The sequence below is a fragment of the Ktedonobacter sp. SOSP1-52 genome (assembly GCF_016587395.1).
The window spans coordinates 1,607,278-1,628,874 of record NZ_BNJH01000001.1 but is presented as its reverse complement, the minus strand read 5'-3'; the positions used below and the strand labels follow the sequence as shown (position 1 = coordinate 1,628,874).

General features: G+C 51.6%; 18 protein-coding genes. 9 read left to right on the top strand and 9 right to left on the bottom strand.

The window, feature by feature from the left end:
* Positions 1 to 40: 40 nt before the first annotated feature.
* The 4 genes from JMJ16_RS07485 to JMJ16_RS07470 form a co-directional block, all read right to left on the bottom strand.
* On the bottom strand, positions 41 to 2,551 hold the full coding sequence (locus tag JMJ16_RS07485; protein ID WP_201379851.1) for a serine/threonine-protein kinase: 2,511 nt from the start codon (positions 2,549 to 2,551) through the stop codon (positions 41 to 43).
* Between the two features lie 101 nt (positions 2,552 to 2,652).
* The gene (locus JMJ16_RS07480) at positions 2,653 to 3,267 is read right to left on the bottom strand and encodes a hypothetical protein (RefSeq protein ID WP_201379843.1); all 615 of its coding nucleotides are present in this window, start codon (positions 3,265 to 3,267) and stop codon (positions 2,653 to 2,655) included.
* 115 nt (positions 3,268 to 3,382) lie between these two features.
* Positions 3,383 to 3,547 (bottom strand): LuxR C-terminal-related transcriptional regulator, encoded by a 165-nt coding sequence (locus tag JMJ16_RS07475; protein WP_236601251.1) that lies wholly within the window; start codon positions 3,545 to 3,547, stop codon positions 3,383 to 3,385.
* A 7-nt stretch (positions 3,548 to 3,554) separates the two neighbouring features.
* Complete coding sequence (locus JMJ16_RS07470) at positions 3,555 to 3,806, bottom strand: hypothetical protein (protein WP_201379841.1); 252 nt, start codon at positions 3,804 to 3,806, stop codon at positions 3,555 to 3,557.
* A 624-nt stretch (positions 3,807 to 4,430) separates the two neighbouring features.
* On the opposite strand from JMJ16_RS07470, the gene JMJ16_RS07465 reads away from it, so the two are divergent.
* Entirely contained in the window at positions 4,431 to 4,679 is a 249-nt protein-coding gene (locus JMJ16_RS07465; RefSeq protein ID WP_201379839.1) for a hypothetical protein, read from the top strand.
* A 437-nt stretch (positions 4,680 to 5,116) separates the two neighbouring features.
* A complete protein-coding gene (locus JMJ16_RS07460) occupies positions 5,117 to 5,476 on the top strand; it encodes a DUF488 domain-containing protein (RefSeq protein ID WP_201379837.1) in 360 nt (119 codons plus the stop codon).
* A 27-nt stretch (positions 5,477 to 5,503) separates the two neighbouring features.
* Here JMJ16_RS07460 and JMJ16_RS07455 read toward each other — a convergent pair whose 3' ends face one another.
* Positions 5,504 to 6,250 carry a GntR family transcriptional regulator gene (locus tag JMJ16_RS07455; RefSeq protein ID WP_236601250.1) on the bottom strand — a complete coding sequence of 249 codons (747 nt, stop codon included), beginning with the start codon at positions 6,248 to 6,250 and terminating at the stop codon, positions 5,504 to 5,506.
* Between the two features lie 308 nt (positions 6,251 to 6,558).
* Between JMJ16_RS07455 and acnA the strand changes: the two genes are divergently transcribed.
* The gene (acnA, locus tag JMJ16_RS07450; protein WP_201379835.1) at positions 6,559 to 9,228 is read left to right on the top strand and encodes an aconitate hydratase AcnA; all 2,670 of its coding nucleotides are present in this window, start codon (positions 6,559 to 6,561) and stop codon (positions 9,226 to 9,228) included.
* Positions 9,229 to 9,382: 154 nt separating this feature from the next.
* Here acnA and JMJ16_RS07445 read toward each other — a convergent pair whose 3' ends face one another.
* Complete coding sequence (locus tag JMJ16_RS07445) at positions 9,383 to 10,300, bottom strand: helix-turn-helix transcriptional regulator (protein WP_201379827.1); 918 nt, start codon at positions 10,298 to 10,300, stop codon at positions 9,383 to 9,385.
* Positions 10,301 to 10,522: 222 nt separating this feature from the next.
* Here JMJ16_RS07445 and JMJ16_RS07440 point away from each other — a divergent pair, with 222 nt between their 5' ends.
* Together JMJ16_RS07440 and JMJ16_RS07435 are read left to right on the top strand one after the other, a co-directional pair.
* Complete coding sequence (locus JMJ16_RS07440; protein WP_201379825.1) at positions 10,523 to 11,518, top strand: NADPH:quinone oxidoreductase family protein; 996 nt, start codon at positions 10,523 to 10,525, stop codon at positions 11,516 to 11,518.
* A gap of 263 nt (positions 11,519 to 11,781) precedes the next feature.
* Positions 11,782 to 12,663, top strand: coding sequence for an AraC family transcriptional regulator (locus tag JMJ16_RS07435; RefSeq protein ID WP_201379823.1), 882 nt, complete (start codon positions 11,782 to 11,784; stop codon positions 12,661 to 12,663).
* Between the two features lie 566 nt (positions 12,664 to 13,229).
* Here the strand turns inward: JMJ16_RS07435 and JMJ16_RS07430 are convergent.
* Complete coding sequence (locus JMJ16_RS07430) at positions 13,230 to 14,954, bottom strand: type IV secretory system conjugative DNA transfer family protein (RefSeq protein WP_201379821.1); 1,725 nt, start codon at positions 14,952 to 14,954, stop codon at positions 13,230 to 13,232.
* Between the two features lie 486 nt (positions 14,955 to 15,440).
* Here JMJ16_RS07430 and JMJ16_RS07425 point away from each other — a divergent pair, with 486 nt between their 5' ends.
* Positions 15,441 to 16,820, top strand: a complete 1,380-nt coding sequence (locus JMJ16_RS07425) for an MFS transporter (RefSeq protein WP_201379813.1) — start codon at positions 15,441 to 15,443, stop codon at positions 16,818 to 16,820.
* A 394-nt stretch (positions 16,821 to 17,214) separates the two neighbouring features.
* On the top strand, positions 17,215 to 17,796 hold the full coding sequence (locus JMJ16_RS07420; RefSeq protein WP_201379811.1) for a dihydrofolate reductase family protein: 582 nt from the start codon (positions 17,215 to 17,217) through the stop codon (positions 17,794 to 17,796).
* A 186-nt stretch (positions 17,797 to 17,982) separates the two neighbouring features.
* Here JMJ16_RS07420 and JMJ16_RS07415 read toward each other — a convergent pair whose 3' ends face one another.
* Both JMJ16_RS07415 and JMJ16_RS07410 read right to left on the bottom strand, forming a co-directional pair.
* Complete coding sequence (locus tag JMJ16_RS07415; RefSeq protein ID WP_201379809.1) at positions 17,983 to 18,474, bottom strand: RidA family protein; 492 nt, start codon at positions 18,472 to 18,474, stop codon at positions 17,983 to 17,985.
* Positions 18,458 to 19,180: an SDR family NAD(P)-dependent oxidoreductase gene (locus JMJ16_RS07410; protein ID WP_201379807.1), complete on the bottom strand. Its 723-nt coding sequence runs from the start codon at positions 19,178 to 19,180 to the stop codon at positions 18,458 to 18,460. Before JMJ16_RS07410 ends, JMJ16_RS07415 begins: the two co-directional genes overlap by 17 nt.
* A gap of 544 nt (positions 19,181 to 19,724) precedes the next feature.
* Here JMJ16_RS07410 and JMJ16_RS07405 point away from each other — a divergent pair.
* Complete coding sequence (locus JMJ16_RS07405) at positions 19,725 to 20,735, top strand: carbohydrate ABC transporter permease (protein WP_201379805.1); 1,011 nt, start codon at positions 19,725 to 19,727, stop codon at positions 20,733 to 20,735.
* Entirely contained in the window at positions 20,732 to 21,589 is an 858-nt protein-coding gene (locus JMJ16_RS07400; protein ID WP_201379804.1) for a carbohydrate ABC transporter permease, read from the top strand. The genes JMJ16_RS07405 and JMJ16_RS07400 overlap by 4 nt, the downstream gene beginning before the upstream one ends.
* The last annotated feature ends 8 nt before the right edge of the window (positions 21,590 to 21,597 follow it).

Sequence of the window (21,597 nt, the reverse complement as noted above, 5' to 3'; positions counted from 1 at the left end):
GGCCACCTGAGAAGACCCCGCATGTGTACGTGGGGAGTCGTCACGATCGATAGGGTTTAATCTCAAAGGTAGCCAACCGCTGGTTATCCTGGTAAATCTGCGTCATACCCAGTATCTTTACCTGGTGAGTGGCTGCATCTAGTTGACCTGCGTAAGCGATATTGGACCGCGTTACGATATCATTCAGAAGAGCAAGAGACGAAGGCTGAGCCAGTTGGGCATTGTTCATATGCACCAGTTGAATGGCATCCAGCCGTACTTGCACTAACTCTAATTTTACGTTACTGAGACCCGTATTGATTTGTAATGCTAGTGAACGTTGATACTGAGTAGAACCGGGTGAGGAAAGCACACCATTGAGATGAAGCGCTATATGATACAGATAGCTGGGATGACCTTGACTTCCGGAATTGAGGTTAAGCAAACCAACCTGGGCATCCAGGGGATTGGCATAGAGAGGGGTACCCGCTGGCACATCTTGCTTGACGTATGAGGCTCCATCAAGGTAATCAAGAATGGATACGATACGCTGGTGCATCGCGTCAAAATTCTTTGCCTTCCAATCGTTCTGCGCCCCTTTAGACCACTGAGCAACCTCGTATATATTTCGGTTGGCCCAGATATCCAACCCTCCAGGCAGATGGAGGGACATGAGGTCAGGGTCATCCGCCAGCAGGTGACGGACATGACTAAGCAAACTATACTGCTGACCGGCGGGCACCATTTGAGGAATCTCTGCATAATAGCGCCAGGCATTAAGATCAGGAGAAGGGATATCCGGTGTGATGGTGGAACTTTCTTCGGTGATGAGAAAACGACTGGTCATCGCAAGCAAATCTGAGGTATCACTATTGCCTGGGTAGATATAATGAATAGTTCCATCCTTCACTATAAGTTGCCCCAGGAGGATAGGCGCCCCTTCAGGCTGATTTTTATCAGGCAGTAACCAGGCATAATAGCTCTTCCCATTTTGAGGGGCTGGAATGGATTTGAGATCTAGTTCTAATTTACTGTTGTTTCCCCTGGCCGTATCCTGGTCCATATTTACGCTACTGAGAAAGAAAGCCTGCCCAACAGTGCTATTTGTGCTGGTGGTCGTGGTGCCCTTATGCGGCGTTCGCAGGAGCAAAAACACGCCTGACCCCGCCACAATCAAGATACCAATGAATAGGGCCGCGATCACTATACGCATCCTCTGGCGCTTTTGCGCTCCTGGTGCATGTGGCGGTAGGGGGGCTACCGGTGGCATCTTTGAAGGAGATGAGGATGTGGACCGTACTGGTATTGCAACCGTCTGCCCCTTCCTGGCATCACTTTGAGCAGCTGCTTCGGATTGCTCATCATCATCAGGCACTTGTTGGCCCGGTTTGGAGAGAAGAGTTGCTCCGGAGTCAAGGATATCAGCAGTCGCTATTTTGTCACTGGTTGCGACTCCTGCCAATGGCGGTTCAGAATCTGGCAAATTCGGGGGGCCACTAGTGCCCTCCACCCTTTCTGCTGAGAGCAGATCGACTTGCGCTGCATCGTCATCAACAACCGCATTCATCTTTTGCTGGCCCAGCATAGCCGCAGGGGACGAAGTAATTACCGTCGCGGCTTCTTGATCAACTTGTGCATCATTCGTTGATCCTTGCGCCTGATGTGTCGAGGCCAGTGCCAGCTGCACAGCTTCTGGCACTGGGAGATCGAGTGCCTCCGCCACCGCGGCGGTCATAGCAGCAGCGCTGGAGAAGCGATCCTGTGAATCTCTGGAGATGCTTTTGAGGAGAACTTCTGACAACGCAGAGGAGAGGTCGGGATTAATGCTGCGTGGATCAGTGGGCTCTTCGAGAACGTGCTGGAGCATAATATGGCTCGAACTCCCGCCAGAAAAAGGTGGCTGCGAGGTAAACAGTTCATAGAGAACAATGCCCAGAGAATAAAGGTCGGTGCGGTTGCTTATCAATCCATTCTGCACCTGCTCAGGAGAAATATAGAGGGGAGTGCCAAACACCATTCCGGCTACTGTTCGGGAAGGAGCATCCATCACCTTGGCCAGGCCAAAATCTGAGAGAATCGGCTCTCCCATTGGATTATGCGTCCGATTCTTTTGATCAAGCAAAATATTCGCCGGTTTAATATCACGGTGGATTGTGCCTTGCCGATGTGCATAATCTAAAGCTAGGCTAATAGGGGTAAAGAGCTGAATGATATCGTTAGCAGAAGGAAAATTCTTCTGCTGTGACGTAGTACGGATATAATGAGCCAGAGTCTGACCCTGGATATACTCCATAACCATATAGGCCGGTGTATCTTCAGTCTCAGTTGATTCCGAAATATGAAAGTCATAGATTTGTACAATGTTTGGGTGACGCAGGGCTGCAACCATCTGCGCTTCCTGAGTAAAACGAGAGATAAAATCCGGGTCTGCATGTAAATTTGCATGCAGTAATTTTATGGCGACATAGCGATGCAATTGAGTATCAAGAGCTTTCCATACCTCTGCCATCCCACCACTTCCCAAAAGCTCCTGCAACTCATATTTCCCAATGCGTCGGGGAATATGGTTCATGAACTGAATCTCCTTTATGCTTTTTCATATCGCTTAGCTCAATTTAACTATCATATATATTGATGCATTTACATAGTAACATGAAATAGAGAAAAAGATTACTATGATCTTATTCCGAAACCCAACGCCACTAGCGTGCCGCCTAGCGCTTCGCGCTCAGGGTTTTCGGATAAGAAGTATGTGTTGTGCTCTTGTTGCCCTCGCCGTTCCTCCAGTTGGCGTTGCAGAAAGGCCAGCTTATCAGGATTCAAAATGCTGTACAATCCCACAATGGCATTATCGAGGATATCGAGTATCAATACCCAGTTGAGCTGTGAAGCGCTCCAGGACAGAAGCGCAGGCGTACCATTCACTTCCTCGATGAAAAGGGTATGGCTTACTGGCACTTTGCGCATCAATGTGAGGAACAGCCTGGCAACCGTTTCTTGGCCAGAGACGGGGAGCGGACCTGCGTGGACCTTGCCGCCACCATCCGCCCAAGCGGTCACATCGCTGGCAAGCCGTTGCGTCAACATGGAGAGATTTCCAGACTGGCACGCGATAACAAACGACTCCAGGAGTTGACGCTGATTTTCCGACTCGATAGTCGCCCGGTGCCTTTTCTCTGTAATATGGCTTTTCGCTCGATGAAAGAGCTGGCGACAATTTGCGGGACTTTTTCCAAGAATTTCTGCAATTTCTGCAAATGAATCCTGTTCGCCTGGCTGTGCTTTCATGAACTGGCCTCTCCCGCCCTTCTCTTGCACACAGGATACTTGCTTTCTCGTTGTGTGGGAGTAGCCGAAAGGAGAATACGTGGGTGTATTTCTGTTTGAGATGCAGGGAAAGACATTAAAGCAGGTCGCGCTCGCGGGCACGAGCAATGGCTTGCACACAATTCTCGGCTCCCAGCTTGCTCAGGATGTTGGCGACGTGCTTCTTCGCCGTGGCCAGTGCAATAACCAGCTGTTCAGCAATTTGCTGGTTGGTTGCTCCTCCGGCTAGTAGATGCAGCACTTCCCGCTCACGCACGCGCAGTCAGCGGTTCAAGCAGGGCTATCGCTGTAGGAGCTTGTGCGGGCGATGATACGCTCAGCACAGGTAGATCTGGAACCTGCTTCTGTTGGGAGCGACGGGCTGTCTCTTGCTCAAAGGCTGAGAGCAGGATGTTGATTTGACGTCGAGCGCCATCTGATAATTCGTACTCCAGAGATGATGGGTTCTCAAGGAGGCTCTGGAGTACTTGCTGCATGGGCTGACCCATATCCAGATACACGCGGATCGCTCCTCCCTCCTCCGTCAATGTCAGCAGGTGGGCAAAGTCTTTCCTTGGGGCATCTTCTTTTTCCCTTGTGCATGAGTCATCCGAGGCCCTGGAAATAGATTCCTCCTGGGAGGACGTGTTTATTCGAGAAAAGGTTCCTGCCAGGCACATTTTCCTAACTACATTATCTGCCTTCCGCCCTCTCCATTCCTGTTTTTCGGAGTTTTCCTTATTTTCAGCGGAGCGGGAAGTACCGAGAGGGTATTTCGCCATTTTGATGGCCCACGGCCGACCAACGTGTGGGCACGTGGTATCGTCTCTGTGCAAAAATCTGTGGCGCACCCATTCAGAAGGCCCATGTAGAGGGCACAAATCGTGCATACGCTCCCACTTTTGAAGCTTGATAGGGCTGCGAGCATAACAACAATTGCCTGAAATATTACTTTAACGCCATCCTACTTAATAGTTACGATCTTCACACGTACCGATGAAGTACCCTAAAACTGGCAATTTTATGGTCTTTCCTACAAAAGCGTATGGAGCTAGAATGAGAATGAGGGCGTGACCACGTGTGGTCACGCCCTCATTCTTGAGAACTCCTTCCTCTAGATCGATGTCACGTGGCGAGCAGGTCGCGTGCTAGCGGCGGCAGCACTTACAGAGGCGGCAGTGGTTGCCCTGCTTGCACTCCCTGCACTTGGCGAAGAACTCCAGCACAGCCTGACGGACCAGATCCATCGTGTCTACACCTCCTTCCGAAGGCTTGAGGTGGGAGTCGCTTTGAGATTCTATCAATCGCTCCAGGACAACCTGAAAGAAGCGCTGCATCCGTTCCAGGTTGAGATTTCTCTCGGTGACCGGAACGAAGCGCTGCATTCACTTTAGGTTGAGAACTTCATCTCGATGACCCGAAGTGACGAGAAACTCGTAGCAACCTCTGATGAATGCATTATAACATTTAATAATTTGCATTTCAAATAGTATAAATTACTTTGATGAGCAATGGGTTCCCCCACACTTTTTTTGCAAAGTTCAGAAAAGTGTAGGGGAGGATCCGCCTGGTTGTATTCTTCTTACGTAAGACAGATCACGCCGAAATCTATGCGATATAGCATGCATTTCACATACAACTAAGTATGTGCCTATGAGCAGTTGACTACTCATAGGCAGACCGGCAATACCACCCCACGCGACGCTCAAAGCCCTGCATCTCAACTCTACGTGTATCACACATGTATCCAGATGATTCGCCTAAACGACTACACTAGTAATAGCGAGAATGAGACCCCTATAGCAGAGTTCATGGAGACTAACAAGATTTTATGGCACATCACCAGATCGTGATCAAACGCATTTATGAGACACCCGAAAAAGATGACGGCACACGCCTTTTAGTTGAGCGTCTCTGGCCTCGCGGTTTCACAAAAGAGCGCGCTCGTATTGATCTCTGGCTCAAGGAAATCGCACCCAGCAACGACCTTCGCCACTGGTTCAATCACGAGCCAGCCAAATTTGACGAGTTCCGACGCCGTTATGAAGAGGAGTTAAAAGCGCCAGAGGGGCAGGCCGCCCTCAAACGCCTCAACGACATGGCATTGCAGGGGCCGCTAACGCTCGTGTATTCCGCGCATGATAGCGAGCACAACAACGCTGTTGTGCTACGCGACCTGCTCAACCAGTAGATCAGCAGAGGTGAGACAGCGCGTCAATTAAAATTCTTCGCTTTCCTCTTCTCGTTCTGCAGATGTGCCGCGCTCGCTCTGCCCGTTGACCCACTCTGCTTGCTCGATTGAGGCTAGTCCACGCAGAACGAGCGAGCGGGTGAGGGACTGAGCCAGCGAGGAGTCTCGCTCTTCGTAAGCCTGGATCAGGCGAGCGTGATCTTTGAGTGAGCGTTCCATGCGCCCTGGATAGGATAGCGTGTGATGGCGCAGGTGAAGCGTGCGCAGGCCAAGGGAACTGAGCATTTGTTGCAGATAGAGGTTGCCGCAGATTTCGGCTTCAGTGGCGCGAAACGAGAGGTTGCTCCAGAAATATGCGTCCAGGTCATTGTTTTTGACCGCTTCTTCTAAGCGCGCCTGGTGCTCCCAGAGCGTGTGAATCGCTTCGTCTGAGGCCTGGGTGACGATGAGATCCGCGACCAGGATGTAGAGATGCGCTCGCACCTGGTAGATTTCGCGCACTTCGCGTAGACTGATGGGCGTCACATAGGGCCGCCGGCGCGGCGGAATCGTTACCAGGCCCTCTTTTTCCAGGAGCATCAAGGCCTCGCGCACCGGTGTACGGCTGGTCTTAAATTGCCTGGAAAGTGCGACCGAGTTCAGGTCGTCACCTGGCCGCAGGCGCCCATCGATGATGGCGAGGCCGACCCATTCAGCGATTGAGCCAACCAGCGAATCGAGGTTTGCCGAACGTTCCAGTTCGTTGGCGAAGATGCTGTGCATTGAGACTTCCACGACTATCTCCCTCTTTGTGTATTCTCTGAGAGAGAATTATATACTATTCTGCCCGGCTTTTATAAGTGTCTACACTTTTCTTTAAAATCGGGTTGACTAGTGCTATTTTAGCATGTTATTATTAATTCGCGAAACAAAGTGTCGACTCTTCTTCGAGTGACAATAAGATCTTATTCCGAAACCCAACGCCACTGGCGTGTCTAGCGCTTCGCGCTCAGGGTTTTCGGAGAAGTAGTAAGTAGCAAAAATAAAAAGCCTCAGGAAGAGTTGGCTATAGCAAGAAGACGGCGCTTATCAGGAGGAAAACTATGCTTGCTTTGCGTGCCCATTTACCTGGCACTGATCTGGAATATTATCCACTCTCAGCTCTCCAGGATCAGGGGCTGGGAGATCCAAGTCGCCTGCCAATGACGGTGAAAATCTTGTTGGAAATGCAGTTGCGTGATGAACACGCGGCACCTGAGGCCATCAGAGGCCTTGCGCAGTGGACAGGAGAGCCGCCCTCGGAGAAGTTTGAAGTTCCTTTCAGGCCCGCTCGCGTGCTTTTACACGATTATACCGGCATACCAGCAGTGGTCGACCTGGCCGCAATGCGCGCAGCTATGGCGCGAGCTGGCAAAGATCCACGCCGCGTCAATCCGTTTGTGCCGGCCCATTTAGTGATTGATCATAGCGTTCAGGTCAGCCAATCTGGCTCTCAGCGAGCATATCAAGCCAATAGCGAGCGCGAATATGAGCAAAACGGTGAGCGCTTTGCCCTCCTGCGCTGGGCTCAGCAAACCTTTGACAATTTTGCGCTGGTGCCTCCTGGCATGGGTATCTGCCACCAGATTAACCTGGAACACTTGAGTCGCTGTGTTCAGGTCCAGTCGATAGGCGGACGGCAGGTTGTCATTCCTGATACCCTGGTTGGCACAGATTCCCATACGCCAATGGTCAATGGACTCGGTGTCCTGGGCTGGGGCGTTGGTGGTATTGAAGCGGAGGCGTGTATGCTGGGGCAGCCGATGTATCTACCGTTCCCGGTTGTTATCGGGGTACGTTTCTCCAACGCGCTGCCGCCTGGTACGACTGCCACCGATCTAGTGCTGACACTCACCCAGTTGCTGCGCAAGCACGGTGTTGTCAATACCTTCGTTGAGTTTTGCGGAGATGGACTCTCCAGTCTGAGTGTCGCGGACCGGGCCACGCTCGCCAATATGTGCCCAGAGTATGGTGCGACCGCTGCCTTTTTCCCGGTTGATGCACAGACGCTACGATATCTGGAGACCAGCAATCGCGAGATCGAGCTTATTCAACTAGTTGAGCGCTATTGCAAAGAGCAGGGGCTCTTCCGCGTCGATGGCGCGCCACTGCCCATCTTCAGTGAACTGCTCGAACTCGATCTCGCGACGATCGAGCCGAGCCTGGCGGGGCCAAAGCGCCCTGAGAGTCGTGTGCCGCTCTCCGGAGTGCGGGAAAATTTCGCCGCCGCTTTCCCTTCAAAGGAGCAAGAGGTGTGCTCTGCTGATCTGGTTTCCACGGTGCCCACACCAGTCAGCTCAGACGAACAGTTGAGTGATGGCTCGGTCGTTATTGCGGCCCTGACCAGTTGCACAAACACCTCAAATCCCTCTGTAATGATCGCCGCGGGCCTGCTGGCAAAGCGCGCTGTCGAGGTTGGCTTGCGCGTTCCTGCTCACGTCAAGACAAGCCTGGCTCCTGGTTCGCGCGTTGTCACCGAGTATCTGCGCGAGGCTGGGCTGCTAAGCTATCTGGAAGCGCTCGGCTTCTATCTCGTCGGCTATGGCTGCACCACCTGCATTGGGAACTCTGGTCCGCTGGTCAGCCCGGCGATAGAGGAGCAGGCTCAGCGCGAGCAACTCAATGTGGCCGCGGTGCTTTCGGGCAATCGCAACTTTGAGGCGCGAATCCACCCGTTAGTGAGGGCTGCCTATCTGGCCTCACCTCCATTGGTTGTCGCCTACGCCCTGGCCGGAACGGTGCGCAAGGATCTGACGAGTGAGCCGCTGGGCCATACAGACGCGGGCAAGCCAATCTTCCTCAGCGATATCTGGCCCTCTTCTGAAGAGGTGGCGCATATTGTGCAGACCGCGCTGCGCAAAGATCAGTTCGCGCAAGAATATGGCCGGATCTACCAGGGAGATGAGCAATGGCAACAGGTACAGGCGCCTGCTGGCTCAACGTATGCCTGGGAGCCAGCCTCAACCTATGTCCAGGAACCGCCCTTTTTCGCAAATCTCACACCTGAGCCATCTCCATTGCGTGATATCAAGAGCGCGCGCGTCCTGGTCGCACTCGGCAATGCCGTCACGACCGATCATATTACTCCCGCTGGAAGCATTGCCGCCGAGAGCCCGGCTGGCCATTTTTTACTCGAACATGGCGTGCGCAAACCAGACTTTAACACCTATGGGACGCGGCGAGGCAACTATGAGGTCGTGATGCGCAGCACCTGGGCGAATATTCGCCTACGCAACGAACTGGCTTCCGGCAAAGAGGGCAGCTGGACTACTCATCAGCCGAGCGGGGAGCTGATGACGATCTTTGATGCCGCCATGCGCTATAGGAAAGAGGGTGTACCGCTGATCGCCCTGGCTGGCAAGGAGTACGGGAATGGCTCTTCGCGTGATACCGCCGCGAAGGGGCCATCATTGCTGGGAGTCAAAGCGGTCATTGCGGAGAGCTACGAACGCATCCATCGCTCAAATCTGGTAAGCATGGGAATTCTGCCTTTGCAATATCAGCCGGGCGAGAGCCGCCAGTCGCTGGGACTCACAGGGCAGGAAGCGTTCACGATTCGGGGCATCGCAGATGGTCTGGTACCGGGTCGGTTGCTCGAAGTAGAGGCCAGGGATGGTGAGCGCCTGCTGCGCTTTACTGTGCTGGCTCGCGTGGACAACGCGGCCGAAATTGAGTACCTGCGCCATGGTGGTGTGCTCCACATGATCTTGCGCCAGTTGCTCGCGCAGGACTAAGTTATGAGAAACATCGCTGTCGTCCAGCAATGAGGAGAAATGCATGCCTGGGCTCCCTGAGTAGCTCGTGGCCACTCTTGCTTCCGACTGAACAATATGTTCGGTCGGAAGCAACAACGCGTGTGCCATTTCAAGCACATAGCCCATCCTAGCATTAGGATACCATAAGATGATATTGGTCCTCTTCGATCATTAACGCGCTCAGTTTTGCCGCAGTGTCTTCCTGAGCCAGCGGAGTATAGATAATCATCTGTAGGTCAGGCTGTTCAGGCATAGGGAAAACTGTGGGATGCAAGGCAAGACGGCCAACGAGCGGATGATTAATTTCGTAAAGGCTGCCACAGTCCAACACAATCTCATGCTCAGGCCACCAGGCGCGAAACTCTGGACTGGCTTGCTGCAACTCCGCAATCAACTCGCTCAACCATTGATCATCAGGGTATTGGTCATACCTGGCATGCAAGAAGGCAAGGCAGCGCCACGCCTCCCTTTCCCAATGAACCTCAAAAATTCGGGACGATGGATGAATGAAATGGAACCAGGGAGCATTGCGCTCTCGGCCAGTTCGGCTGGGATAATCCCCAAAGACCCGATTGGCACTTTCATTCCATCCGACGATATTTAAACGTGGATCGAAGAGCCTGGCCGGGTACATGAAGCCATCAAGAATGGTTTGCGTGGTGGCATTGGGCGCATACTTTTGATCCTCCTGTTCACTCAGGAATGGGCCTGGACCTTGCGCCAGGAGAAACAAATGGCGGCGCTCCTCCTCATTGAGTTGCAAAATGGATGCGAGACGTTCCAGCACCTGATCGGAAACCTGAATATCCCGACCTTGCTCAAGCCAGGTATACCAGGAAACACCCACGCCAACCAGTTGAGCAAGCTCTTCGCGTCTGAGGCCAGGCGTTCGTCTCCTCTGAAATGCCGGGAAATTAAACTGTTCTGGATGCAGACGAGCACGACGGCTTTGTAAAAAATCGGCCAGTCCCGCACGGCTCTTGATTCTTTCTCTCATAGGTTCCTCATGACCTCCCTGCACGTCCTCCGGAGGCTGTGTCTTTCTAGACATATGATACAACACACTCCTGGTTAATGCAGAGGAATCGTCCCATACTATCACCAGACAGACAACGTGATTGTTCTGACACGCGCCACAAACGGTGTTCGCGTCTCAGATGCGCCACGACTTCAGGTCAGGAATGATCCTGATGCCTGTCTGATGTTCCGTTTTCGCTGATAGAATAACGCGAATATAGGAACACGTTGAAATTGGATGGAAAGAAAGAAAGAAATGAAGCTGGTACGATATTACACCTCTGGAGCTCCAGAAGTCTTACAGGTCGAGAATGCGGCTATTCCTCAGCCTGAGGCCGGTCAGGTTCTGGTTAAAGTCGAAGCCATTGATGTTGGGTATGTTGATGCGCAGATGCGCAACGAGGACTCACCGTGGGGAACACCCACGTTCCCGGTGGCACCAGGCGACTATGTGTACGGCACGGTAGCCCAGGTGGGGCCAGAGGTAGGCGAGGTTCAGGTGGGAGAGCGTATCCTCGGTTTTGCTCCAGTGGGAGCCTATGCCGAATACGCGCTGGTGCCTCTCGCGCTCCGTTTTCAGCCCTTGCCAGAGGTTTCGCTCTCACCAGAGGAGCTGGTGACCCTCCCCGTTGCGGGCGAGACGGCGTATCATCTTCTGGCGACCTCGGCGCAGTTGCGCCCTGGTGAACGGGTGCTGATTCACGCAGCTGCCGGAGGCATTGGACATTTTGCGGTGCAATTGGCGCGCGCAATGGGGGCAGGGCAGATCATCGCCACCGCCAGTTCCGCGGCTAAACTCGACGTGGCGCAGACCCTGGGAGCTGACACGCTGATCAACTACACCGAGCCGGGTTGGGCCGAGCAGGTTATGCAGGCAACCGGAGGGAAAGGCGTCGATGTCATCCTTGATGTTGTAGGCGGTCAGATCCTGGTTGAAAGCCTTCCACTCCTGGCCTCCTTTGGCCGTCTCATTGTCTCCGGCGCAGCTAGTGGGCGCATTCCCTCCTTGCCATCGGAGAGCGTCTCCCAGCTCATGATGGGGCTGAAACGGATCGAAGGTTTTTCGTCCTTCACCCTCATGCAGCAGCGTCCTGATCTCATTGCACAGGGGAGGCAGGCCTTTAGACACTACGTCGAGCAAGGAAACGTTCGCCCACGCATCATGCGCACCTTCGCACTTGAAGAAGTTGCGGAAGCGCACCGCTTGCTGGAGTCGCGGGCCTCGTATGGCAAAATCGTGCTTCGTCCCTAAACTAGCGTATGGCATATGGGGCGCAGGGATCTTACTCTTTTTCCCTGCGTCTCTGCTCAGGAAAATGAATATCCGTTTTTACATGCTTATCGTGTCGGGCACGACAGAAGGAAACGCCTCTTTCCTCTCCATACCTCAAGACAGGAGTATCCAGAGGCGAAGGTCTGATGTATAATCGCATGGGGGCACTGACGCTCATATGATGAGTGAGTAGAACATGTACCCAGCATCATTTTTTCGTGGGTAGGAAAGGCAGGCAAGGAGTGGAGCAGGTTCCTTTAGGAGGCGACGGACGCGGCACGGTTTTCGATGTTCCGCCTGAACATATTGTGCAGTCGAGCAGCGGAAAGGGCTGGAATGGGCTTGATATTGCGGAGGTCATCCACCCGCTCGATGATTTTGCCTTGCCTGCTCTTCCTCGCCATATCCTCATCGTCAATCTCAGTGCTCCTTCTACTGTTCAAGAACGGCTCGCTGGACGTCAGGGACAACTTGGAACCGGCAACCTGGTCATTTTGCCTGCGGGAGCGCCAACCAACTGGCACCTGGAGCGCGAGGGAGAGGTACGCCACCTGCATCTGTATCTCTCACCCACCTTCATTCAGGAGATCGCCGCCTCGGCAGACATTTATCCTGATACGGTTGAGTTCGTTGGTACCCTCGGCATTTTCGACCCCCAGATCGAGTCCATCGCGCTCTCGCTGCTCTCGGAGCTTCGCTCAGATGGTCTGGGTGGGAAGCTCTATGTGGAGTCATTAGCAAACATTCTGGGCATCCACCTGCTCAGACAACACTCGTCGGTGAAGCAACCCTCTCTCCCAAGATCCGTTGGCCTTGACAAGATGACACTCAGACGCGTCAGCATGTACATCGAAGACCATCTCGCCGAGGGTCTCTCGCTTTCAGAAATCGCGGCTGTCGCGTCTCTCAGCCCCTACCACTTCACGCGTCTCTTCAAAGCGTCAACCGGCTTTTCGCCTCATCAGTATGTCATCCAGCGTCGAATTGAGCGAGCCAAACTGTTACTTTCCACAACGAACTGGTCCCTCACCATCATTGCGCACGCGGTAGGATTTGCGAATGAAAGCCACCTGGCGCTGCACTTCAAGCGTCTCACTGGACTCATCCCCAGTTCCTATCGTTAACTGCGCAAGAATATCTTGTGCAGGCTTTTGTTCTGCTCACGCGGAAGGCTGATACCAGATTGCATTGCATGCTGCGAGCAGTTGCTCATCGAGTGGGAGATCATAAACAAGAAGCGGTGCCCTGGGGTTACCCAGAGCACCGCCTCCTGTTATCCCTCACATTTCAGCGAGGGAGTGGAGCTGTTGATCTCTCAGCTGCAGCCGCAGTGGCCGGAGGAGTCGATCGCCCGGCCGCAGGACGGGCAGATACCGTTGAGCATCTGGATGATGAACTTCACGATGATCTCCTTGGGTCGAAACGGTTTTTTTTCCTTCGAAGTTATTACTAACTCCGAAAGTCTATGAGTGAGCCGGAGAATACCATCAGCTCAGGGAAACCAACTACGACAAGCAATCTCTGTGAGAGATGCAAGTTGTGAGTTGGTCAAAAGCACCTTGTAACACATCTCGGTGCGAGCGTAAGCCCAGCGAACAAGCGAGATAGAGAAGGTACTACATGCGTTAATTTATAGCATATGATAGTCACATTTGTCAAGACAAAAAGGCGAAATTGCCTCAATCTATTTTTACAAGTAAATGATGCCCTCCACATGTTCTATATATGCATCATCCTCGCTTTGAACCATTGCCTCTTCCTTTACGGTGACTTTCGTTTGATCTTGTGACCGGGCGGCCCCCCTTCGTCCCCGTTTCCGCTTCCGCCCCTGTCCAGAAGATACATCCTCCTTAGCCGCAATTACTGTAGCACGCTCTGGCAACTGGAAATGAATCTGAGACCGCTCGACCAAAACCTGGTTCTGGTAGTATGGGGTGCTCTGTATAAGCACTACAGGAAAACTACCCGATATCATAAGGATCGAACCTTCGCGCATAGTTCTCATCTCATCGGGTGTCATAAGAGCTCTCTTAGTTTCTGCCTTGTTAAAACTCTGGCTATCAGCAAAGAGTATCGCATATATGCTGATCCCATGTATACTCTTGCTCTGGCTCTTCGTTACAGTAGTTGTCTGCCCAGTCAATTTGCTAAAGTACTCGCACTCTTCCAGACCAGCGCCTGGTAGCAGCAATTTAGTACGTGAGTTGCTAATGATCGTTTCCTTGCCTGCCGGGTCGTACACTTCTTCAAGCTGAGAAAACGCCTGGATTGCCATCAACAGTGCAACACGCTTACTTCTGAGAGTAGAAATATAGCTCTCGAAGTGAGGTATACGCCCCGCATTGGCAAACTCATCAAGGTAACATCCGATAGCCCGGGGAAGTTGCCCGTTAGGGCTATGGTCGGCACGCCTGATCCAGGTACGCATCATTTGCATAATCAAGGTTGCGGAGAGAGGGCGTAACCGTTCGGCGTCGCCGAAAGGGATAGAGAGGTAGAGAGCAATAGATCGGTCACACATGGCGTTAAAGTCAATGTCATTCTCCGCGGTTGCAGCCTGGACCTCTGGTGAGAACAACATAAAAAAGCGGTTAGCAATGTCTGTCATGACACTACCTATCAGCTTCCCATTTTTTTCCATGTTGGACAGAAATGAAGTTGTTATCTTTCGCGTTGTCTGGTTATCGCTCCTTGTTAGAAGGGTCTTGAGATCTTCAAATGGCATACTAAAGATATCAGCAAGCCGGGAGAACGGTGCATCTGGTTCACAAGTTCGCAAGTGGAGTACTGTTGCTGTGATTAACAGCTCGGCCGCACGATCCCAAAACGGTTCCTTTGACTCACCCGTATTTTGGATCCAACTCATGGCGAAGTCACGGGCATCGTCGAGGTTTGTAATGTAGGCAAGGGGGTTATAGCTATGGCTCCTGGCCGCGTCATTGGGCGCAAAGATCCAGACTTCGTGATGCTTAGCAATATACCCCGCACTCTTTTTCACAAGCTCTTGCTTGGGGTCAATCACAAATAAGCTCCGGTGGCCCTCCTCTCTGAGCAGGCCAGGTAGAATGACACGGCTTGTTTTGCCTGCGCCTGTTGGCGCAACCATCAAAACATGATTCTCCAACACCTCCTCATTCAAAGCGATTGTCTTCCCTTTGTATCGGCCTAACAACAAACTGCTGGGAGCAGGCTCTCCTTCTGCTTGCTCGGGACCGTCGAAGTCCTTTTTTGAGGAAAGCAACGATTTGATGTCGCGGAGCTGCGCGAACTTTGCCGACCCATAAGAATCAGTCGTCTTGTTTCCACGTAGGACTCCCTCGAAGAGTAAAGCCAGAGCAAGTAATATCAATGCTATCAAGATAATAAACCAGAAGGATCCATCCAAGCCCTCACCCAATTGTAGTATCGTTTCCATACGCGTCGTATATCCTTTTCTTTCTCGCTCTTATCTGTAGTGAAGTGGTAGGCCGTCGTTTACAGTTAATTCAATTTTAACAGAGTATTGACATTCACCTTCTAAATACAGCTATTTTACCTTATTGACTAGGATTCCGAAACCAGTATAACAAGAAGTGGGGCTCTAAAGCTATGAAATTCCTCATAGTTTTGGGGTCCCAACATTTTTCCCCAGCAAAATCCCCTCTAAAGCCACCTGGCGCTGTGATTCAAGCGTCTCACTGGACTCATCCCCAGTCCCTATCGTTAACCGCGCAAGAATATGTTGTGCTGGCGCAAGAATATGGGTGCATCCCTCGTCGCTTCATACTAGAGTAAAGAGAGAACAAATCCTTCACGGGAACGACCAGGAGGTTGCAGCAAAGAGTGCTGTCTGCTTCTTGGGTATGTGACCACATTGTGGTACTCGTATTTTGCAGAATCTGTACAGGAGACGTGATAAGATATGTCAAGAGAACTCCAGATTCCATCTATCCCTTCAGAGAAAGAGTCGCTTCATGCCCTTGGGTTGACTGCCATCTGCTTCGGGTTCTTCATGGTTATTCTCGATACATCCGTTGTCAATGTGGCCCTTCCGGCTATGCAGCACGATCTGCATGGCTCGCTTGAGGGATTGCAATGGGTGGTCAACGGCTATACCCTGATCTTTGCGAGCTTGCTGCTCAGCGCGGGCACGCTCGGGGATCGGCTCAGGCATAAGCGCACATTTCTTACGGGATACGTGCTGTTTACAGGAGCATCGCTCCTCTGTAGCCTTGCTCCCTCGCTCAATATCTTGATAGCGGCGCGGGTACTTCAAGGAGTGGGACCCGCACTCCTGGTTCCAAGTTCTCTCTCTTTGATCACTCACGGCTTTCAGAACTCTGAGAAACGGGCAAGGGCAGTCGGTTTCTGGGCCGGCAGTTCGGGCATAGGATTGGCAGGAGGTCCTATCGTCGGTGGGTTGCTTGTTGAAACGCTGGGGTGGCGCAGCATCTTTCTACTGAATGTGCCTTTTGGTCTACTCGCTCTCGCTCTCACCATGCGTTTTGTTAGCGAGACGCCACGTACAACAACGCAGAAACGTGACCTGTGGGGACAGGCATGCGTGATCGTTGCCCTTGCCACGCTGACCTACGCACTTATCGAAGGGCGAAGCCAGGGATGGATTTCTCCTCAGATCGTTGGCATGTTTCTGCTGTGCATAGGCGCGTCTGGCGGCTTCTTGCTCATCGAAACGAGGCACAGTACGCCTATGCTTCCCCTACAATTCTTCTCATCGGCAGCCTTTAGCATGCCAATACTGGTAGGATGCATCCTCAACTTTGGCCTATATGGTATCCTATTCGTCCTTTCCCTGTTCTTTCAGGATATCTATCATTACCCAGCGGCTCTGGCGGGTGTTGCGCTACTGCCAATCACGGTTGCGACAGGAAGCACAGCTCTGATCTCAGGGAGGATCACTGCACGTTTGGGCACGCGCCGACCAATGATCGGAGGGTTGGCAGCAAGCTGTCTTGGCACACTCTTGCTCCTGTTGGGCGAAACTGGCGATTCCATCCTTTTGCTGACGGCTGGAGAAATCCTCATTGGCCTTGGCTGTGGTATGACGGTCCCTGCCATGACGACGGCTATCCTTAATACCGTTCCCAAGAGCCAGGTGGGTGTCGCTTCAGCACTGCTGAATGCGAGCCGTCAACTGGGAGGTGTGCTTGGCGTTGCGATTTTAGGCTCGATACTCGGTTCGTTAAGTGAGAGGAGCGCATTTCTTGCTGGCATGCATATCGCGCTGCTGCTTGTCGCGCTACTGTTCCTGCTGGGCAGCGTGCTAATCTCAATCACTTAGCTCACGACGAACGAGCGAAAAAGACTTATTCTTTCCACTTTTTTGTTCCCCATGCAGAATAGTAGAGTGTCTTCACTTGCATTCTGCAAGTAAATCAATTGAGACAGCTTCGTTCTGGCGGTCTGCATTGCTGATGGTCGTCGCCAGAGTGAGCGCACAGCATAGGTTCTTTTTCGCAGTCCATTGGGGTCGTCATACGTTCATACACATGAACCGTGACGCAATCACGAGCGTTCTATCCGGAAAGAAAAGTAATTTCAGGTGTTGGGAAGGTGGGGAGTGCAGAGGGGCGTCAGCCTCTCTGCATCTAAATCCCCTCTCGCCGTAGGCAGCTTGAAACCTTTTCAATGAAGATTGACAGAGTAATAGTGCACAAAAAGAAAGGTTGCATACCATGCGAAACATTATTATGACCATGTGGGTGACACTTGATGGTTTTGTCGCTGGACCCGATGGAGAAATGAATTGGATGGGCGAGATCAACGATGAGGACAACGGACCATATCAGGACCAATTTGTCTCTGCTGCTGATACGCTCTTGTTAGGATGCACCACGTACGAGAGCTTTGCCGGTTCCTGGCCACATGTACCCAACTCCCCGGATGCTCCAGAGGGTCTGAAGGCATACGCCCGCAAATTGAACGAGATGCGCAAGATTGTCTTCTCCAAAACGCTGGGGAACGCCGAGTGGAACAACTCCACTGTGCGCCGGGAAATCATCCCTGACGAGATTACGCAACTGAAGCAGGAGCCGGGGAGTAACATCATTATCTATGGGAGCGCCAGCCTGGTTCAGGCCCTCGCCAGTCACAACCTGATCGACCGGTATCAGCTTCTTCTCTATCCTATCGCCCTTGGCAAGGGAAAACCCCTCTTCAAGGACTACACAAAGCTGAAACTTGTCAACGCCATAACTCGTCCATCCGGCATCGTCGAACTCCACTACCAACCCAACGAGCAGGCAAACGCTCGATAATGAACATACCATATGCTTGTAAACCAGCCAGCAAAACCCTTCCATAGTCGAACGGGTGTGCTCGAACCGGCGACCTCAGGTCGTCTGCCTGAGCATACCCGTTCCTGATATACAACCAGTTACGTCTCTGCTGATAAGCCGCCTGGCCTGGATCTCAGCAAAAAGACGCTCGGATTATGTCTCTTACTACACAACAACTTCAAAGACTACATCCAGGACCACTGGGGTTCGAACAGGCAAGCTGTAAACACCAGAGACCAGCCGGGTATGCCCCTGTTCCTTCCCAAAGATCTGTGCAAACAGATCTGAGGCACCGTCTGCAACTGCTGCATGCTGCGTAAATGCCTCGGTCGTCGCCAGAGCAATTCCGACTCGTACCACTTTCAGAATACGATCCACATCGCCCAGGAAATGACTCGCCGCTGCCAGAGCATTCAATGCTGCATATCTGGCCGCTTCTTGCCCCTGTTCCACCGTCAGATCAGCACCCAAACGGCCTGTGAACAGGAGCTTCCCATCGACAAAGGGTAGGATGCCACTGGTAAAAAGCAGGGCCCCAACCAGTGATGTTTCCACATAGTTCCCAAGCGGTGTCGGAGGCGTTGGAAGCTGGATGGCAAGCGCATCCAGCCTCTCACTATGCTTTCGCGGACCGTTTCGATCACCATTTGCCTGCATGTGCTCCTCCATCCACATGAATGGTCTCACCAGTGACAAAGGTTGCTGCGTTTAAGTACATGATCGCATCAACAATCTCAGATGCCTGACCCATACGTGCAATTGGATGCATGCGGCTGAGGAACCCATGATCATCATTTTTGTGCAGAGGGGTTGCAATGTTGCCTGGAGCCACAGCATTAACGCGAATACCTTCACTTGCATACTCAATGGCCAGTGCTTTGGTCACCGCGTTTAATCCACCTTTTATTAAAAGAGCAATGGATGCCGAAACACCTGCAACAGGCTGATCTGCTAGCGTGGTGGTAATGTTTACAATATGCCCAACATGTTGTTTTCGCATCTGCTCCACGGCATACTGTGTCACAAAGAAGAAGCCTAGCAGGTTTGTCTTGACCAGGCGATCAACATCCTCAATGGTATAGTCAGTAAAGGGCTTCGCGATAAAGATCCCGGCGTTATTTACAAGCAGATCCACCCCGCCAAACCGTTGAACGGCTGTTTCTACGACTTTTTTTGCGGTTTCCTGATCGGCAATATCCCCGTCAATGAGAGCAAGGTGATCAGAAGCGGTCAGCGTTCCCGCACTGGTAATAGTGCGCGAGTTGGCGACGACCTGATATCCCTGAGCAAGTAAGGTATTCGTAAGTTCAAGCCCAATCCCCGATGAGGCTCCGGTCACAAGAGCGGTTTTTTTCTCAGACACTGTAGTTTCCTTCTTTCAAGCTATATCGCGATGGTTGTCCATGGAAAGCGGTATGTCTTACTCATACCTGTTTCCATAGATCCATGGAGAGGGACCATGTACAGAGAAAGGAGCTAACTGAGTCTTTCAAACGGCTCCTCTACACCTTTCTCTTACTCTAAGAGTACCTCAGAGGGAATGTACAATCGCCTATGTTCTTGCGCAGTTTGAATAGAATCTTGCGCCGTACACGCAAGAATATTTATTGCAATACTCACCTCGCCATGCTCAATCACGATGTCGGCTCCCGCTTACAGCTCCTGGGATAGTCTCGTCTTTTGAAGATAAGAGAAAAAACGATAAAAGATCTACTTAAACCGTTTGTTTTTGAATTAAAGTATATTTTTGGAAAGGGTATATACAGTTTCGATGACATCATTTAACTCAAATTTATCATGAACTTTATATATACTTAATATTAAATTAACGCAAGAGGTTTATTCTAAGTAAGCTTGCTAATCAAGAAAGTGGCTATTATCCTAATAGAAGGAGTATCTGTGGTAAGTTGAAACAATCCTCTATACAACACCTGGATGTAGATGCCCCGTTACAAGCAGAGAAGCTACCTGCGAAATCTGAGCAACCGGGGGGGAAAAGAATAAATGTTCAGGTATATAGAAATCTGGGCGGGCGGGTACGCGAATTTAGCCTGGGATTGCTCTTCCTGGCTCCTGTACTTGTGGTATTCGCCGTTTTTACATATTTCCCCTTCTTCCGTGCCATCTGGCTCAGTCTCAATATCACCAATGAGCTGGGTAATCCTGTAAAGTTCGTCGGCTTGCGCTACTATCAACAAATCCTGAATTTTAGCAACCCGGAAAATGATTACCTGAACAGCCTGTTGATAAGCTTTGAGTACGCATTGCTTGTAGTCTCACTACAAATCGTCTGTGGGCTGGGTCTTGCCTCGTTAGCGATGGCGAAGGTGCGCGGTATTGGCGTCTTCCGTTTGATATTTACCGTTAGTATTGCTATATCGCTAGCAAGCTCAAGTGTCATCTGGGCGCTGATTTTTGATCCAACGACGAACATCACTACCTGGTTGGTCAACTTATTGAACTTGCCACAGCCGGGATTACTTAATAATGCCTCAACTGCGCTCATCTCCATGGCCGTGATGTCGGTTTGGTCGGGTCTGGGCTTCAATTTTGTTATCACGCTCGCTGGTATGCAGGCTATACCTGAGGACCTCTACGAGAGTGCCTCTCTGGACGGCGCGGGCCGCTGGAAGCGTTTCCTCCACATCACGCTGCCAATGTTAACGCCTATCCTGCTCTTTCTGTTGATTATTAACACCCTTTCGTGCTTTCAAGCATTTACGCAGTTCAATGTATTGGTGAATGGACCAGGACCAGAAAGCTCGACCAATGTCTTTGTCTATGCGATCTATCAATCGTTCTGGGCTGATCATCGCTATGGCTTCGCGTCGGCAATGTCAATTATTCTGTTCATCATTTTGCTCATTCTTAGTGCCATGCAATTTCTCTTCCTGGGCAGGAGGGTACATTACCGATGAGTGCCGTTGTCAATACAATACCCCAGAGAAAGATCAGCATTGGGAAACGCCTGGGGACAATCGTCACCTATATCTTATTGGTACTGGTTTCGCTGATTATTCTCTTCCCCTTGCTTTTCGCGTTCTCTATCGCATTGCAGGGGCAGACTCTAACACCACAACTCCTTCCGGATCTGACCCAACTTGACTGGGGAGTCTTTGTGCGGGTTCTGGCTCAGCAACCGGATTTGCCGCGCTGGATTCTCAATTCTTTTGTTGTCTCGTTTCTGGTCACCGTTGGCATATTGGTGACATCATCGCTGGCCGCTTACGCGTTTGCGTTCCTCAATTTCTGGGGTAAACCGATCTTCTTTGCTATTGTCATGGGAACAATGATGATCCCCTTTGAAGCAACACTGGTGCCGAATTTCCTGTTGATCTTACACCTGAACTGGACAGATAGTTATCAGGGACTGGTTCTGCCATTTCTTGCGGGAGGCTTTGGCATTTTCCTGTTACGCCAGTACTTCATGACCATTCCGCCCGAACTGCAAGAGGCGGCGAAGTTAGACGGATGCGGCCACTTCCGCTTCCTTTGGAGCTTCCTGCTTCCACTGGCGCGCCCAGCCCTGGCGACGTTGGGTCTCTATACCTTTATTACGACCTGGAACCAGTTTTACTGGCCCCTTCTTGTCACTAACGAGTCGACGTGGCGTACTACGCAGATTGGTATTGCAATCTTTCACTCTAGTGAAGTTAATTTTCTAAACACCCAGATGGCCGCTACGCTCATCGTTGTGATTCCAACGCTTCTACCTTTGATCTTTGGTCATCGTCAACTCGTGCGCGGGTTAACAGCTGGCATTATTAAATAACAATTGAA